A 16051-nucleotide genomic window follows, 5' to 3' on the forward strand; every position below is an offset into this window, starting at 1 on the left:
AAGACTTGCACGTTGAAATCCTTACCTGACTTCGAGGACAGAAATGCACCGCACTTTACCCACCCGGCTTATGGAACGAGCGCCACACCTTCAGGCAACACTGTGCGTGGGAGTAGCAACGGCATGATCAAGCGTTGGGCGTTGCCATTTCTGCTGTTGGCCTTCGGCCTGTTCTATCTGCTACCGCTGGCCAGCCATGGCCTGTGGATTCCCGATGAAACCCGCTACGCGCAAATCAGCCAGGAAATGCTGCTCAGCGGCGACTGGGTGGCGCCGCACTTCATGGGTGTCCGTTATTTCGAAAAACCCATTGCCGGCTACTGGATGATCGCCATCGGCCAGGCGGTGTTTGGCGACAACCTGTTCGGGGTGCGCATCGCCTCGGCCCTGAGCACCGGCTTGAGCGTGCTGCTGGCTTATCTCATCACTCGCCGGATGTGGAACGATCCGCGCAAGAGCTTCGCGGCGGCGCTGCTGTACATGAGCTTCGGCCTGATTGCCGGGCAAGCCGGATACTCCAACCTCGACCCGCAATTCACGCTGTGGGTCAACCTGAGTCTGGTGGCCCTGTGGTTCGCCCTGGACAGCTCAACCACTCGCGCGCGCCTCCTGGCCTGGGCGATGCTCGGGGCGGCTTGCGGCATGGGCTTCATGACCAAGGGCTTTCTGGCCTGGCTGCTGCCGGTACTGATCGCCCTGCCCTATATGCTCTGGCAACGTCGCTTGGGCGAACTGCTGCGCTACGGGCCAATAGCGGTACTGGTGGCCATCGGCATCAGCCTGCCCTGGGTGCTCAGCGTTCACGCCCACGAGCCGGACTTCTGGCGCTTTTTCTTCTGGCACGAGCACATTCGGCGCTTTGCCGCCGAAAACGCCCAACACACCCGCCCCTGGTGGTTCTACCTGCCTCTGCTGGTCGTCTCCTGCCTGCCCTGGGCACTGCTGCTGCCCGGCACACTGATGCAGGCCTGGAAGGACAAGCGCCAGGCAAACAGCGGCTTTCTGCTGCTGTGGTTGCTGCTGCCGCTGGTGTTTTTCAGCCTGAGCCGGGGCAAGCTGCCGACCTACATCATGCCGTGCCTGCTGCCATTGGCGGTGCTCATGGGTAGCGCCCTGATCGACCGCATCGGTCAGCGCCAGGGCCGAGCCATTCGCCTCAACAGCCTGCTCAATCTGCTGATCGGCGCAGGGGCACTGGTGGCGTTGCTGGTGATCCAGCTGACCCGGCCGGTTTACGGTCACAACGAAATGCTCAGCCTGTCCCTGGTGTTCATCATGCTGATGGGCTGGATCATCGCCAACCTGCTGCCGGCCTCCAGGCCGCTGCAATACTGGCCCGCGCCGGCACTGGGGATCTGGCTGCTGGTGGCGCTGCTGCCCGCCGGCATGCCCGCGATGATCGTGCACAACGAGATGCCCGACCAGTTCATCAAGGAACACCTGGAAGAGCTCAAGCAGACCAAGACCCTGCTCAGCAATGACCTGGGAGCGGCCTCGGCCCTGGCCTGGCGCCTGCAACGTCCGCAGGTGTCGCTGTACAACACCGAGGGCGAACTGAAATACGGCCTGGCCTACCCTGATTCGCAGCAGCGCAAGGTGAGCATGGCCGACGTCGGCCAATGGATGACCGAGGCCCGCAAGCAGGGCTCCGTGGGCGTGGTCATGCGGGTCAAGAACGTGGTGGAGAACGAGGAAGTCGCACTGCTGCCACCCGGGGGCAAGCGCTATGAAGAGGGCAATCTGCTGATCCTGATCCTGCCACAGAGCCAGCCTTAGCCTGCCCGGTGAGCCAGCGTCAGCGTCGAGCCGTTCGGCGCTGACGTTTTTTTAGCTGTCCGGCCCTCCGGGCCACTGCAACTTTTCGAGTCAGCCCATGGAAATCCGTCTATGAATCTCGACCACAGCGAGCGCAAGGCCCTGATCCTGCTTCTGGGCGTATCGGCCCTGATCCTGCTGCTGGGCCTGGGCTCCCGCGAGCTGTGGGGCCCGGAAACCCGCTGGGCCAATATCGCGCTGCAGATGCTGCAGAGCGGCAACTACTTCGACCCGTATCTCAAAGGCGCGCCTTATTACGACAAGCCCCTGCCGTCCTACTGGCTGATCACCGCCAGTGCCTGGCTGATGGGCGGACTGGGGCACTGGTCATTGCGCCTGTCGTCGGTCCTCGCCGCCTGGCTGAGCATCTGGCTGGTGTACCTGATCGGCGAGCGACTGTTCCACAAAGGCACCGGCCTGATCGCCGGCTGGATGCTGGCCACCACCTTCTATTTCGCGTTCTGGGCGCGGGTGGCCACCGCCGACATTCTCACCGTATGCGGCGTACTGGCCTCTGTCTGGTGGTACTGGCGAGATCCGGACGACACCCGCCTGAGTCGTTACACGGTGTTCTTCCTGTTGCTGGCGGCCACATCGCTGCTCAAGGGGCTGATCGGTTTCGTCCTGCCGGGACTGATCCTGCTGCCTCACCTGCTCAGCCAGGGCCGCTGGAAACGCCACCTGAATCTGCGTCTATGCCTGGCCGTGGTGGTGTCAGGCCTGGTGTACATGGTGCCGTTCCTGCTCTCGCACCTGTACGGCACACCGACCTACGGCCAAAGTGGCCTGGGCCTGGTGTTTCGGGAAAACGTGGTGCGCTTCTTCGACCCCTTCGACCATCAGGGGCCGATCTATACCTACCTGATCTACCTGCCGGCCTATACCTTGCCCTGGGTTCCCTGCTGGCTGCTCGGTCTGTGGGTTGCGGTGCGCCACTGGCGCCAGTTGCAGCCCAATGAGCGCTGGCTGGTCTGGGCCCTGGGCCTGCTGTTCCTGTTCTTCACCGCCAGCGGCAGCCGACGCAGCTATTACGTCTTGCCGCTGGTGCCCTTCGCCCAGCTATTGGGGGCCTGGTGGCTGAACCGGCATCTGCAGCAAAAACGCGCCAGCGGTAAACCGAGCGATCGGCGCTGGGCCCTGGGCTTTGCCAGCGCGGCGGCGGTCCTGCTGTTGGTGCTGGGGGTCGCCTATCCCTGGAGCAATGGCGGCGGCGGCGTGATGCAGTTCGGCGCCCAGGTGAAAACCGAGGCCAGCCGGATAGCGCCCTGGAATCAATGGCGCATAGTGCTGGTAGAGGCGGACAACAAATTGCCGATGTACCTGCAGAACCAGGGAGATGCCTTCTACTACGTGCCGCAAACCGCGGATTTTCCGCGAACCGGCACTAGCGCCGACTTCATGGCCTGGCTGGACCAGACCAGCGGCCAGCACTGGGACCCACAGCGCACCTTGATATTCGTGCAGCAGGACAAGGATCAGCCCGTGCTCCTGGAATACCTGGGCCAGGACCATCAGCTGATCCGCACACTGCCCACCCACGGTGAGCGCCTGGCGAAGAAATCCGCAGAGGGTAGCGTGGCCTTCGTGCCGCGGGTGCCGAGCGCCTGAAGGCCGGCCGCGGCGCCCCGGTATGGATGGCGCCGCAACCTTGGTTCCGCGATTACGGATCAGAGGTTCAGCACATTGACGAAACGCGGCGTGGCGTTGTCATCGATGCGCAGGTTGGTGAAGTCGAACAGGTTGCGATCCGCCAGTTGCGACGGAATCACGTTCTGCAGGCCACGGAAGATGCTCTCGGTACGCCCCGGGCTCTTGCGCTCCCACTCCTGAAGCATCTCCTTGACCACCTGGCGCTGCAGGTTCTCCTGGGAGCCGCAGAGGTTGCACGGGATGATCGGGAACTGCTTGAGGTCGGAATAGGCCTGGATGTCCTTTTCGCTGCAGTAGGCCAGCGGGCGGATCACCACGTTGCGCCCGTCGTCGGCCAGCAGCTTGGGCGGCATGGCCTTGAGCGAGCCGTTGTAGAACATGTTGAGGAAGAAAGTCTCGACGATGTCGTCACGGTGGTGACCCAGGGCCATCTTGGTCGCGCCGATTTCATCGGCGAAGGTGTACAGAGTGCCGCGACGCAGGCGCGAGCACAGCGAGCAGGTGGTCTTGCCTTCCGGGATCAGCTCCTTGACCACCGAGTAGGTGTCCTTCTCGACGATGTGGTACTCGATCCCCAATTCCTTGAGGTAGGCCGGCAGTACATGCTCGGGAAAGCCGGGCTGCTTCTGGTCCATGTTCACCGCGACGATCTCGAACTTGATCGGCGCCACCTTCTGCAGGTGCAGCAGCACATCGAGCATGGTGTAGCTGTCCTTGCCGCCGGACAGGCAGACCATGACCTTGTCGCCCTCTTCGATCATGTTGAAATCGGCGACCGCTTCGCCCGCCAGGCGGCGAAGGCGTTTCTGCAGTTTGTTCTGGTTGACCGTAAGAGTGCCCATGGCGCTTGGAATCCGCGAGGTATGTGACGAAAAGCCGGGCATTTTAAGCAAAACCCCAGCCCCGTGAAAGCGCCGCAAGGGGCTATCCGGCCGGACGGGGGTAACAGACACGACCGCGATTACCCCAGTGTTTTACAGCGCAATTTGCTCTAAAGCGGCGCACATCTGAGGAGAACTCCTTCCTATACTGCGACATAAGGTCGCACACCCGCATAGACCTATACTGACCGTGCCACTTGGCTGTAAGCGCTCCGTTGGGGGGCGATGGCAACATTTAAGGAGTGACTGACCATGATTCATCATGTCGTAGGACTCTTCACCCACCCCGATCAGGAATGGCGAGAAATCCGTGGCGATGCCGAGGAAAGCATCAGTCACATGTACCTCACTCACACGCTGATTCTGGCGGCGATCCCCGCTGTCTCGGCCTTTATCGGCACCACCCAGGTCGGCTGGGTCATCGGCAACCGCGCGCCGGTGATGCTGACCATGGAAAGCGCCCTGTGGATGACCATCATGTCGTACCTGGCCATGCTCTGCGGCGTGGCGGTAATGGGCGCGTTCATTCACTGGATGGCCCGGACCTATGATGCCAGCCCGAGTCTGGCGCGCTGCGTGGCCTTTGCCACCTACACCGCGACTCCGCTGTTCGTCGGCGGCCTGGCGGCCCTGTATCCACACATGTGGCTGGGGATGATCATCGGCACCGCGGCAATCTGCTACACCGTGTACCTGCTCTACGTCGGACTGCCGACCTTCATGAACATCCCGTCCGACGAGGGCTTCCTGTTTTCCAGCTCGGTCCTGGCGGTGGGACTGGTGGTGCTGGTCGCGATCATGGCGTTCACCGTGATTGTCTGGGGCCTGGGCGTCGGCCCCGTGTACACCAACTGACGCCGCACCAATAATAATCCTCCATCTGCCAACACAGGCCGCCGCAAGGCGGCCTTCTTAATGGGCGATCCTGCGACCATTCGGCACCTGGACGATTCGGATTCGCCGGTCTTTGCGGCATACTCAGCCACTCTGGAGAGCCGTTAAGCATGCCCGAGCAACTCAATACCCGCGTCGAAGACTGTTTCCTACTCGCTGAATCCTTTTTCAAACGTCCTTTCAAACGCCCGGTGGTCAGCCTCAAGTTGCGCGGCCAGAAAGCCGGGGTCGCTCATTTGCATGAAAACCTGCTGCGCTTCAATCCGCAGCTGTACCGGGAAAACACCGAAGACTTCCTCAAGCAGACGGTGGCCCATGAAGTCGCGCACCTGATCGCTCACCAGTTGTTCGGCGAGCGCATCCAGCCCCATGGCGAGGAATGGCAACTGATCATGCGCGGGGTCTATGAACTGCCGCCCAACCGTTGCCACACCTATGCGATCAAACGCCGCAGCGTGACCCGCTACATCTATCGCTGTCCCTGCGCCGAGAGCGATTTCCCGTTTTCCGCCCAGCGCCACAAGCTGGTGGCGCAGGGGCGCCGCTACCTCTGCCGGCGCTGCCGGCACACCCTGGTTTACAGCGGGGAAACCCGAGTCGAATGACCGTGGGTGAAGAGCTTCGCCGGCAAGCCCGCGCCTAGCCGACAATCCCCTCGCGTCGAAGCGCCTCGATGCGCTCGGCGCTGTAGCCCAGCTCTGTCAGTACCTGCGTGGAGTGGGCACCCAGTCGGGCGCCGATATGCCGCGGTTCGGGCAAGCCCTCGGAGAACTTCAGCGGACAGGCCATCTGCGCCTGGAGACTGCCGTCCTCACGGGGCACCTGACTGACCAGTCGCCGGGCCTGCAACTGCGGGTGCTGCACCGCCTCGGCCAGACTCAGGACCGGTTCGACACAGGCATCGAGCCCGGCGAACAGTTGGCAGAGCTCGGCGAAGTCGCGCTGTTCAAACTCGCTCTGCAAGGCCCGCTTGAGGGCCTGTTGCTGCTCCGCAACGGGCGACAAGCCCTGGGCCGCCAGCTCCGGTCGCCCCAGGGCCTGACACAACTGCTGCATGAACACCGGCTCCAGGCTGCCCACTGACAGCCAGCGACCATCCCGACTGCGGTAGTAGTCATAGAAACTGCCGCCGTTGAGCGCCTGCTGCTCCATCCCCGGCTCGACCCCACACGCCAGATAACCGGCGCCGGCCATGGCGTTCAGGCTGAACACACAGTCGGTCATGCTGATATCCAGGTGCTGGCCCTGGCCACTGTGCTGACGAGCGATCACCGCCGCCAAGAGGCCAATCACCCCGTGCAGCGAGCCACCGGCGATGTCCGCCGCCTGAATGCCCAGAGGCAAGGGCCCCTGATCGCGACGCCCGGTCTGGCTGGCCAGCCCGGCCAGGGCCAGGTAATTGATGTCGTGCCCGGCGCGGTCCTTGTAGGGCCCGGTCTGGCCATAACCGGTGATGGACACGTAAATCAGCCGCGGGTTGATCGCCTTCAAGGCTTCGTACCCCAGCCCCAGGCGCTCCATCACCCCCGGACGAAACTGTTCGAGGACAATGTCATGCTCCTGCAGCAGTTGCCGCACCACCTCCAGCGCTTCGGGCCGCTTGAGGTCCAGGGCCAGGCTGCGCTTGTTGCGATTGAGATAGGCGTGGCTGGCGGACACCCCCTGATCGTGGGGCGGCAGCACCCGCAACAGGTCCATGCGGGTCGGCGACTCGATGCGCAGCACCTCGGCGCCCATGTCCGCCAGCAGCAGCGAGGCGAACGGCCCCGGCAGCAGGGTGGAGAAATCCAGTACCTTGAGTGACGCCAACGGCCCTTGCATGTGCCCGCTCCTCTTGATCGACCGCCAGAGAGTAGGCAGCCGCAAGCCGTGCAACAATTACCACAACGCTCAGCCGGACTGACCGTTGCGCTCATGCACCAGGCAATAAAAAACCCGCCGCAGCGGGTTTCTTATGTTGAGCCAGGCTTACTTGATGCTTGGCGCCGGACCTTCGGCCACACCCAGATCATCCGTTTCGCGGGTGTCGCTGATACCGCGACCACCGGAAGCCAGTTCGACTTGCAGCTTGTCTTCGTCCAGCTCCTTGACCCACTTGGCGACCACCAGGGTGGCCACAGCGTTGCCTACCAGGTTGGTCAGGGCGCGAGCCTCGGACATGAAGCGGTCGATACCCAGGATCAGCGCCAGGCCGGCCACCGGCAGGTGACCCACGGCCGACAGGGTGGCGGCCAGCACGATGAAGCCACTGCCAGTCACGCCCGCGGCGCCTTTGGAGGACAGCAGCAGCACCAGCAGCAGGGTGATCTGGTGGGTGATGTCCATGTGGGTATCAGTGGCCTGGGCGATGAACACCGCGGCCATGGTCAGGTAGATCGAAGTACCGTCGAGGTTGAACGAGTAGCCGGTAGGGATCACCAGGCCGACCACCGACTTCTTGGCACCCAGGCGCTCCATCTTGATCAGCATGCGCGGCAGCGCCGACTCCGAAGAGGAAGTACCCAGCACGATCAGCAGCTCTTCGCGGATGTAGCGGATCAGCTTGACCACGCTGAAGCCGTGGGCGCGGCAGATCGCCCCCAGGACCACCAGCACGAACACCACGCAGGTGATGTAGAAGCAGATCATCAGCTGGCCCAGCTGCACCAGGGAGCCGACGCCGTAGGCACCGATGGTGAAGGCCATGGCGCCCAGCGCACCCAGGGGCGCCAGCTTCATGATCATGTTGATGATGTTGAACATCACGTGGGCGAAACGGTCGATGAAGTCCAGCACCGGTTTGCCATAGGCGCCCAGGCGATGCAGGGCGAAACCGAAGATCACCGAGAACATCAGCACTTGCAGGATGTCGCCGTTGGCAAAGGCACCGACGATGGTGGTCGGAATCACGTTGAGGATGAAGCCGACAATGCTCTGGTCATTGCCCGCGGTCACATAGGCCGCGACTTTCGAGGCATCCAGGGTCGAAGCGTCGATATGCATGCCGGCACCCGGCTGCACCACGTTGACCACGATCAGGCCGATCAGCAGGGCGATGGTGGAAACGATTTCGAAATACAGCAGCGCATAGCCGCCGGTCTTGCCGACCGACTTCATGTTCTGCATGCCGGCGATACCACTCACCACGGTGCAGAAAATGATGGGGGCAATGACCATCTTGATCAGTTTGATGAAACCGTCACCCAGGGGCTTGAGGGCCACGCCGGTCTGAGGGTAGAAGTGACCGAGCAGGATGCCGATGGCGATGGCAACGATCACCTGGAAATACAGGGATTTGTACAGTGGCTGACGAGTCGTCATTGCAAAGTTCCTCAAGAGCCCCGGCATGCAGCTTCCATCGATGCATGCGGTGCCTAAAGTGCGAACCCTCCTGCACTGGAGGGATTTGTTGTGTCGAGCTGCGTGCTGGCAGATCTTCCGGCTCTATCGCAAAGCCCGTGCCACCTTGCCCAAAAGCCCTGCAGGCCTTTAGACATCAGGGGGACGGGCCGATCCTTGCATTGATTGCACCCGGCGAAGCTGGCGGATATCCGCCCATTCATCAGGTCTCGTCCTACAATTTGGCGGATATCCGCCTTGTTCCCTCATCAGGGGGCTGGCTAACATCCGCCACTCAATGGACGGACCAGCCTCATGCGCGAACGCACCATCGCCAGCCACTTTGCCCGCGCCGCCCTAGGCGGGGCGCGCCGTCGCGGTCACGATTGCGAGCCGCTGCTGCAGCGACTGGGCATCAGCCCGGAGCTGTTGAACCAACCCAAGGCACGCATCGCTCCCGAGCAGTTCACCAGCCTGCTGCAACACCTGTGGCTGGAACTGGACGACGAATACCTCGGCTTCGCCCATGGCCCCAGCAAGCGCGGGACATTCGCCATGATGTGCCACGCCCTGATCCACTGCCGCACCTTGGAAAAAGCACTGCAGCGCGGCTTATTGTTTTATAGCTTGTTTCCGGAAGCTCCGCGTCTGAGTCTGACGCGTGAAGGAGAAATGGCTCGACTGAGCCTGGATGATTCTGAGTTGTGGGACCCCGAGCACTTTCTCAGCGAAAGCCTGCTGGTGATCTGGCACCGCCTGGGCAGTTGGTTGATCGGCCAGCGCATTCGCCTGGAGCAGGCCGGCTTCAGCTATCCGAAACCCGAACACGCCGCGGAATACGACCTGCTTTTCCCCTGCCCCCTGGCGTTCGCCCAGCAACGCAGCAGCCTGCTGTTCCACAGCCGCTACCTGGGCATGCCGTTGCTGCAGGATGAACGCACCCTCAAGCACTTCCTCGCACGCTCCCCCGCCGACCTGCTGTCGCGACCGGACGAGGGCGACAGCCTCAGCAGCCAACTGCGCCGCCTGCTCAGCCACGACCGCGAGCGCTGGCCCGACCTGGAAAGCGTCGCGCAGCACCTGCACGTCAGCCCGCAGACCCTGCGCCGACACTTGCGCGAGGAAGGCTCAAGCTTTCAGGGGTTGAAGGATGAACTGCGCCGCGATATTGCCATCTTCCACCTGGGCCGCGCCGACCTGTCGTTGCAACAGATCGCCGAGCACCTGGGTTTTTCCGAACCGTCGGCGTTTCATCGGGCGTTCAAGAAATGGACCGGCCTGACCCCGGGCGCCTATCGAGCCCAGGACCGCTAGCCCAGCGCTTCGCGCTAGAGGGCCGGGAAGTGAATGCGAAATGCCGCCCCGCCCAGGGCCGAGTCCCCCAGGGTCAACTGCGCGCCGTAACTCTCGATGATGTCCTTGACCACCGCCAGGCCAATGCCCTGCCCCGGGTGCTGGCGATCCAGACGCTCACCGCGCTGGAGAATCCGCGCCCGCTGATCCGGCGGCACGCCGGGACCGTCGTCCTCCACGCACAATTCGGCGCCGTCGAGAGTCTCGCGCACGCTGATGCGCACCGAGCCCAGGCACAGGCGGTAGGCGTTCTCCAGCAGATTGCCGAGCAACTCCAGCAAGGCGCCCTGCTCGATCGGCACATAGCAGTGCTCGGGCAAATCGAATGACACCCGCACCTGTTTGTCGCGATAGACCTTGTCCAGGGTGTCGCACAGGCTTTGCAGCACCGGCCGCAGCCGCACCTGATGGCGCACCAGGCCGCTCTTGCGCAGGCTGGCCCGTTGCAACTGATAGCTGATCTGCTGGCTCATGCGCTCGATCTGCGCTTGCAGGACCCAGGCCTGCTCCCGGTCCTGAGGCCGCTGCGCCATGTCCTCGCTCACCCCTTGCAACACCGTCAGCGGGGTTTTCAGGCTGTGGGCCAGATCATCCAGGGAGTCCCGATAGCGGCTGCGCTGTTCGCGCTCGCTTTGCAGCAAACGGTTCAAGGAGCCGGTCAGGCGCAACAGCTCCCGTGGGTGTTCCTCGCTCAGGCTCTGGCGGGTGCCGCTTTCGATCTGGTCCAGCTCCTGACTCAGGCGTCGCAGGGCCTGCAAGCCCCAGGTCAGGCCCATCCAGAGCAACGCCAGAAGCACCAGCAATGCCGCGCCAAATCCCAGGTAGAGGTTCTCCCGCACGCCTTCGAGGGTCTGCTGGTACTCGCGCACCGGCTGCAGCGCGACAATGCTGAAGGCCGCGTTCTTGCCCCCCAGCAGCTTGATCTCGACGTCGTAGACGAAGAACTCCTGGCCATTGGCTTCGCGGATCCTGGCGAACTCGTTGCCACGCCCGTCGTACCGCGGACGGTAGTTGATGTTCTCTTCCTGGGTGGCCCGGGAGCGCCAGACCAGGTGCCCCTCGCGATCAAAGATGTAGCCCAGCAGGCGGCTGTCGGCGAGATTGAAGCGCTCGTCGGGCAACTGGGCGGGCATCTGCAGGCGATTGTTTTCGATCCGCGCCGCCGAAATCAGGGTGGTGACGTCGGAGGCCAGGCGCTGTTCGATGGAGTCCTGCAGCGCCAGGCTGAACGCGCCCTGCATGGCCGGCAGCAACGCCAGCATGAACAGCACCGCCAGGGTGGTGGCGGCCAGCATCAGCCGCAGGCGCAGCGATCGAATCATCGGCAGCGCTCGTTGAACAGGTAGCCCAGGCCACGCACCGTATCGATGGGCTTGAAGCCCGAAGGCGCTTCCAGCTTGCGCCGCAGGCGCCCCACCAGCACCTCGATGACATTCGGATCGCGCTCGTCGTCGTCCGGGTACAGTTGCTCCATCAAACGGTCCTTGGCCACCACCTGCTGGTGATGGCGCATCAGGTATTCGAGGATCCGGTATTCATAGGCGGTCAGCGCCAGGGGCTGCTCATCCAGGGACGCCTGTTTGCGGTTCAGGTCCAGCAACAGCGGCCCGGCCACGATGGTCGACTGGGTAAAGCCGCTGGAGCGCCGCAGCAACGCATTGAGGCGCGCGTCCAGCTCCTCGAACTGGAAGGGCTTGACCACATAGTCGTCGGCACCGGCGGCCAGACCTTCGACCTTGTCCTGCCAGTTGCCGCGAGCGGTGAGGATGAGGATCGGAAATGCCTTGCCCCGGGCGCGCAGCTGGCGGATCAGATCCAGCCCGCCCATGCCGGGCAGGCCCAGGTCGATCACCGCCAGGTCGTGATTGAACTGCTCGGTCTGGTACAACGCCTCCTCGGCGTTCGCCACGGACTCGACCACATGACCGCTGTCGGTGAGGCGGGTTTGCAAATGATGGCGCAACAGCGCCTCATCTTCGACGACCAGCAATTTCATAACGCTCTCCCAGGCAAAATTCGACATCTCCAGGGGCGCCCCTGCGCCCTGATGATCAATGCACCAACGCCGGACCCTGCCCAAGGCATGGTCCGGCGTGGTTCAGGCCAGGCTGCTTATCAGAAAGCGTAGTTGGCCGACAGATAGGTCTGGGCGCTGCTGGTCAGGCTCAGTGAACCTTGCTTGCTGCCGCCCCGTTCGCTCATCTCGGTCCCGGCATTGCTGCGCAGGTAACGGTAGCCGAGCTCCACCGAGGTGTTCTGTGAAATCTGTTGCAGGACACCGGCCTGCACACCGACCGCGTAGCCGATGTCACTGTCACGACTGAAGCCCGGGGACTCCTGGGTCAGCTTGGTCAGGCCGGCCGTGCCGCCACCAAAGAGCTTGGTGGTATGGGTCACCGGCAGGAACATATCGTAACTGCCCAGCAGGTTCTGCTGACGCAACTTAATGCCGTTGTGAGAGCCGGAAACATAATCGTAAGTGGCGTAGTAGCGGCCCTGGTCGTTCTGTTGCCCCAGGCGCAGGCCCCAGGTGTTGTCCTTGCCGATCACGCCATCGGCATTCGGATGACCGAGGTTGCTGTTGAGCTGGCTGGACTTTTTAACCTTGTCGCTGGTCTGGCCGAAAGTCAGGCTGGCGAAGTTGCTGTCAGCGGCTTGAACGGCGGCGCTGGCGCCGAGCACGGTAAAGGCGAGGATCAGTTTTTTCAATGAAGTCATAGGAAGTTTCCTTTGCGCTATTGGCTTTTTGGGTGCCGGGCCAGAGTAAACAGCCCGCCCTGAACTCCCCCTGAACACCTCCTTAACCTCGCCTGAACCAGATCCATGCGCCTGTTTTTACCGGTGCTTAACCCCAACAAGCGTTCCCCACAGAGCTCCACCTCCTCATTCTGCGCCACACAGCGCTACCCTCGAACCCGCCAACCCGGCAAACTAGCGGCCATGAATGCACGCCCTTCTCTCCCCCTCTGTTGCAGCCACCCGGAGGCCTCCTGGCCCTTGCCGGAAGCCTTGCCCGACACCCGCTGGTTGAGCACCCGGTTCGACCCCGGGCAGTTGGCCGCGGACGATTTCCAGCGCAGCGGCATTGCCGCACCGCCCAGCATCCAGCGCTCGGTCGCCAAGCGCCAGGCGGAATTTCTCGCCGGGCGCCTGTGTGCCCGGGAGGCCCTGCGACAACTGCAACAGCTGGACTGGGTCCCGCCGATCGGCGCCGACCGGGCCCCGGTCTGGCCGGAACATATCTGCGGCTCGATCACCCACAGCACCGGACGGGCCGCCGCCATCGTCGCCGACAAGCGGCACTGGCGAGCCCTGGGCATGGATCTGGAAAAGCTCCTCGGCGAGGAGCGTGCAGCCAATCTGGCCGGGCAGATTCTTACTCCGGCGGAGCTGCAACGTCGCGACCGCTTGCCGGCCGACCAGCACGCCCTGGCCGTGACCCTGACTTTCTCGATCAAGGAAAGCCTGTACAAGGCGCTGTATCCGCTGGTGCAGAAAAGCTTCTATTTCGAACACGCCGAAGTACTGGAGTGGACTCCCACAGGCCAGGTGCGCATGCGTCTGCTGACCGACCTGTCCGAGGAATGGCACCATGGCCGCGAATTGCTGGGGCAGTTCGTCGTCGAGGCGGGTCAGTTACTCAGCCTGATCGCCATCAAACCCTGAACGGCGCCCCTCAACGGGGCTCCTCAACAGAGCTCCTCAACGGGGCTCTTGATGCCGCGGCCAGCTCAGGCTAAAGCAGGCGCCCCCCAGGCTGATGCTCTTGCTGATCAGGGCCCGGCCGTCGTGCCAGTGAATGATCCGCCGCACGATGGACAGCCCCAGTCCATGCCCACCAGAAGCCCGGGTGCGACTATCGTCCAGACGCAGGAAAGGCGTGAAGATCTTTTCCCAGGCACTTTCCGGTACACCGGGCCCGTCATCCTCCACATCCACCCGACATCGCAACTGCCCCACCTGATAACTGATGGTCACCTGGGAATGGGCGTGGCGCATGGCGTTGCTCACCAGATTCTGCAGCGCCCGATGCAGATAGCGTGGCTCGGCTTCGACCCAGGCACCGTCGCACTCGGCGGCGGACAGACACAAGCCACGATGGACCTTGAGATTGGCCCGCAACGGCGCCAGTTCGTCGATCACCTGATTGATCAGGGCATCGAGGTCGATGCGCTGGAAGTTCAGGGCCGGCGAACCCTGCTCCAGGCGGGCGTAAGTGAGCATTTCGTCCACCAGCCGATCGAGGTCCTGAATATCGTTGTCCATGCCGTCCAGGTACTTTTGCCGGGCCTGATCGGTGCTCGCCGAGGCGATCATCTCCAGGCCGAAACGCAGGCGCGCCACCGGAGTACGCAATTCGTGGGACACCGCCCGCACCAGCTCGCGCTGGATCGCCAGCAGCCGTTGCAGGTGTTCGGCCATGCCATTGAAGGCGGCCGCCAGACGCCCCACCGAATCCGCGCCCCGAGCCGGCACCCGGGTTTCCAGGCTGCCCTTGGCAATCCGCGTGGCCGCCGACTCCAGACCGCTAAGGCGGCGCTCCAACTGGCGCACCAATAGATAGACGATCAACCCGATCAGGCTCAGGCCGAGCACGGCAATCAGCACCAGCCATTGCGGCGGATAGGGGTTCATCTGATAAAGGGGGCCGATTTCCAGTACCCAGGGCGTGCCCACCAAACCGGCAAAGACCCGGATCGAGTCGCCGCCCTTGCCCAGGGCCATCACCGTATCGCCTTCGGCCACCCGGCGGCGCTGGTCCTCGTCCATATCCGCGGCATCCAGGGTCGCCAGGTGCATGTCGAAGCCAAACCCCTTGGCCTGCTTGAGCGCCGCCAGACGCTGTGGCTGCTCGGCCACCGGGTAGCGCACCAGTTCGTCCGCCAGCAGGTAGATGGTGGCCCGGGCCAGTTGTTCGCTGATCTGCTGCACCTCGGCGCTGAGCAGCAGTTGCTCCCGCTCGCTGACCAGGCGGTAGACCCGGGCCGCGAAGGGCCCGGTCTGTTCCACCAGTGCCTGCCCGCGCAGCACCCGGCCACGCTGGCTGCTGTCCAGGTCGGTCTGGCTGAACGTCTTCAGGCTCAGCGGAATGCCCAGCAAGCGCTGCCACACCAGCAATGCCCGGCGCCGTTCGATCTCGCTCATCGGCTGCAGGTTGTCCGCCATCAGCGAGAAGGTGCCGTGGGCCAGCCGCTCGCGGTACTGCTCGCTGCGCACTTGGTTGAGCAGGTGCAGGGCCAGCACCCCCAGCAGCGCCACCAGAATCAGCGCGGCACACATGCCGCCATAGATGCGCAGGAAGATCGAGTTCACGAGGGCATGTCGGCGGCAGCTTCAGGGACGAACAGGTAACCCTTGCTGCGAATGGTCTTGATCAGCCGCGGGTGTTCCGGGTCATCGCCGATCTTGGGCCGGATGCGTGAAATACGCACGTCGATGGAGCGGTCCTGGCCGTCATAACCAATCCCCCGCAGGGCATTGAAGATTTCCTCGCGGGACAGAATCCGCCCGGCATTGACCACCAGCAGCCACAGCAGATCGAATTCGGCGCTGGTCAACTCGATACCCACGTCGCTCAGCCAGGCTTCGCGCAGGGCGCTGTCCACCAGCAAAGGTCCGAAGCGCAGGCGCCGGCTTTTCTCCGGGGCGGGCTCAGGCGCCTCGCTGCGCCGTAGCAAGGCCTGGATCCTGGCCAGCAACAGGCGTGGACGCACCGGCTTGCAGACGTAGTCATCGGCCCCCAGATCCAGCCCCATGACCTGATCCATATCATCGGTGCGGGCGGTGAGCATGAGGATCGGCCCATCGTAGCGATCGCGGACCTTGCGACAGATGCTCAGGCCGTCTTCGCCGGGCAGCATCAGGTCGAGAATCACCAGGTCCGGCTGCTCGGCGATGATCCTCTCGGCAGCCAGGGCGCCATTGCCTTCGATCGCCACCTGCAGACCGTTGCTCTCCAGATATTCACGGGTCAACTCAGCCAGACGCTGGTCATCCTCGACAATCAGTACCTGCCAGGCTTCTTGCTCCACGCTCGACCTCTTCATTGCCAGCACTCATTGAAAACAAGACACCCGTTTTTTTGTCATGAAAAAGGCGGATAACGTGTCGTGGAAAACGCAGTCGTCACTACATGGACC

Annotated in this window: 14 protein-coding genes; 6 read left to right on the top strand and 8 right to left on the bottom strand. The window is 63.1% G+C overall.

The window, feature by feature from the left end; translation table 11 throughout:
- The first annotated feature begins 123 nt into the window (after positions 1–123).
- Together arnT and GWQ44_RS17285 are read left to right on the top strand one after the other, a co-directional pair.
- Positions 124–1776, top strand: coding sequence for a lipid IV(A) 4-amino-4-deoxy-L-arabinosyltransferase (arnT, locus tag GWQ44_RS17280; RefSeq protein WP_275927858.1), 1653 nt, complete (start codon positions 124–126; stop codon positions 1774–1776).
- A gap of 111 nt (positions 1777–1887) precedes the next feature.
- Positions 1888–3423 carry a glycosyltransferase family 39 protein gene (locus tag GWQ44_RS17285; RefSeq protein WP_275927859.1) on the top strand — a complete coding sequence of 512 codons (1536 nt, stop codon included), beginning with the start codon at positions 1888–1890 and terminating at the stop codon, positions 3421–3423.
- Between the two features lie 59 nt (positions 3424–3482).
- Here GWQ44_RS17285 and ttcA read toward each other — a convergent pair whose 3' ends face one another.
- A complete protein-coding gene (gene ttcA, locus GWQ44_RS17290) occupies positions 3483–4307 on the bottom strand; it encodes a tRNA 2-thiocytidine(32) synthetase TtcA (RefSeq protein WP_016967578.1) in 825 nt (274 codons plus the stop codon).
- Between the two features lie 291 nt (positions 4308–4598).
- Here ttcA and GWQ44_RS17295 point away from each other — a divergent pair, with 291 nt between their 5' ends.
- Both GWQ44_RS17295 and GWQ44_RS17300 read left to right on the top strand, forming a co-directional pair.
- Entirely contained in the window at positions 4599–5201 is a 603-nt protein-coding gene (locus GWQ44_RS17295) for a Yip1 family protein (RefSeq protein WP_016967577.1), read from the top strand.
- Between the two features lie 149 nt (positions 5202–5350).
- Positions 5351–5845: a SprT family zinc-dependent metalloprotease gene (locus GWQ44_RS17300; RefSeq protein ID WP_016967576.1), complete on the top strand. Its 495-nt coding sequence runs from the start codon at positions 5351–5353 to the stop codon at positions 5843–5845.
- A 34-nt stretch (positions 5846–5879) separates the two neighbouring features.
- On the opposite strand, the gene GWQ44_RS17305 is transcribed toward GWQ44_RS17300, so the two are convergent.
- Complete coding sequence (locus GWQ44_RS17305; RefSeq protein WP_016967575.1) at positions 5880–7061, bottom strand: CaiB/BaiF CoA-transferase family protein; 1182 nt, start codon at positions 7059–7061, stop codon at positions 5880–5882.
- Positions 7062–7208: 147 nt separating this feature from the next.
- Positions 7209–8540, bottom strand: a complete 1332-nt coding sequence (locus GWQ44_RS17310; RefSeq protein ID WP_016967574.1) for a dicarboxylate/amino acid:cation symporter — start codon at positions 8538–8540, stop codon at positions 7209–7211.
- Positions 8541–8873: 333 nt separating this feature from the next.
- On the opposite strand from GWQ44_RS17310, the gene GWQ44_RS17315 reads away from it, so the two are divergent.
- A complete protein-coding gene (locus tag GWQ44_RS17315; RefSeq protein ID WP_275927860.1) occupies positions 8874–9872 on the top strand; it encodes an AraC family transcriptional regulator in 999 nt (332 codons plus the stop codon).
- Positions 9873–9886: 14 nt separating this feature from the next.
- Here GWQ44_RS17315 and GWQ44_RS17320 read toward each other — a convergent pair whose 3' ends face one another.
- From GWQ44_RS17320 to GWQ44_RS17330, 3 genes are all read right to left on the bottom strand, one after another.
- Positions 9887–11233 (bottom strand): ATP-binding protein, encoded by a 1347-nt coding sequence (locus GWQ44_RS17320; protein WP_016967572.1) that lies wholly within the window; start codon positions 11231–11233, stop codon positions 9887–9889.
- The gene (locus tag GWQ44_RS17325; RefSeq protein WP_016967571.1) at positions 11230–11907 is read right to left on the bottom strand and encodes a response regulator; all 678 of its coding nucleotides are present in this window, start codon (positions 11905–11907) and stop codon (positions 11230–11232) included. Before GWQ44_RS17325 ends, GWQ44_RS17320 begins: the two co-directional genes overlap by 4 nt.
- A gap of 119 nt (positions 11908–12026) precedes the next feature.
- Complete coding sequence (locus GWQ44_RS17330) at positions 12027–12629, bottom strand: membrane protein (RefSeq protein ID WP_016967570.1); 603 nt, start codon at positions 12627–12629, stop codon at positions 12027–12029.
- A gap of 222 nt (positions 12630–12851) precedes the next feature.
- On the opposite strand from GWQ44_RS17330, the gene GWQ44_RS17335 reads away from it, so the two are divergent.
- Positions 12852–13577 carry a 4'-phosphopantetheinyl transferase superfamily protein gene (locus GWQ44_RS17335; RefSeq protein WP_275927861.1) on the top strand — a complete coding sequence of 242 codons (726 nt, stop codon included), beginning with the start codon at positions 12852–12854 and terminating at the stop codon, positions 13575–13577.
- 36 nt (positions 13578–13613) lie between these two features.
- Here the strand turns inward: GWQ44_RS17335 and GWQ44_RS17340 are convergent, their stop codons facing one another.
- Entirely contained in the window at positions 13614–15224 is a 1611-nt protein-coding gene (locus GWQ44_RS17340) for an ATP-binding protein (protein ID WP_016967568.1), read from the bottom strand.
- The gene (locus GWQ44_RS17345) at positions 15221–15943 is read right to left on the bottom strand and encodes a response regulator (RefSeq protein ID WP_103741343.1); all 723 of its coding nucleotides are present in this window, start codon (positions 15941–15943) and stop codon (positions 15221–15223) included. Before GWQ44_RS17345 ends, GWQ44_RS17340 begins: the two co-directional genes overlap by 4 nt.
- Between the last annotated feature and the right edge of the window lie 108 nt (positions 15944–16051).

The organism is Pseudomonas sp. 3MA1 (genome assembly GCF_029237275.1).
In the GTDB taxonomy this organism is placed as follows: Bacteria; Pseudomonadota; Gammaproteobacteria; order Pseudomonadales; family Pseudomonadaceae; genus Aquipseudomonas; species Aquipseudomonas fluorescens_AP.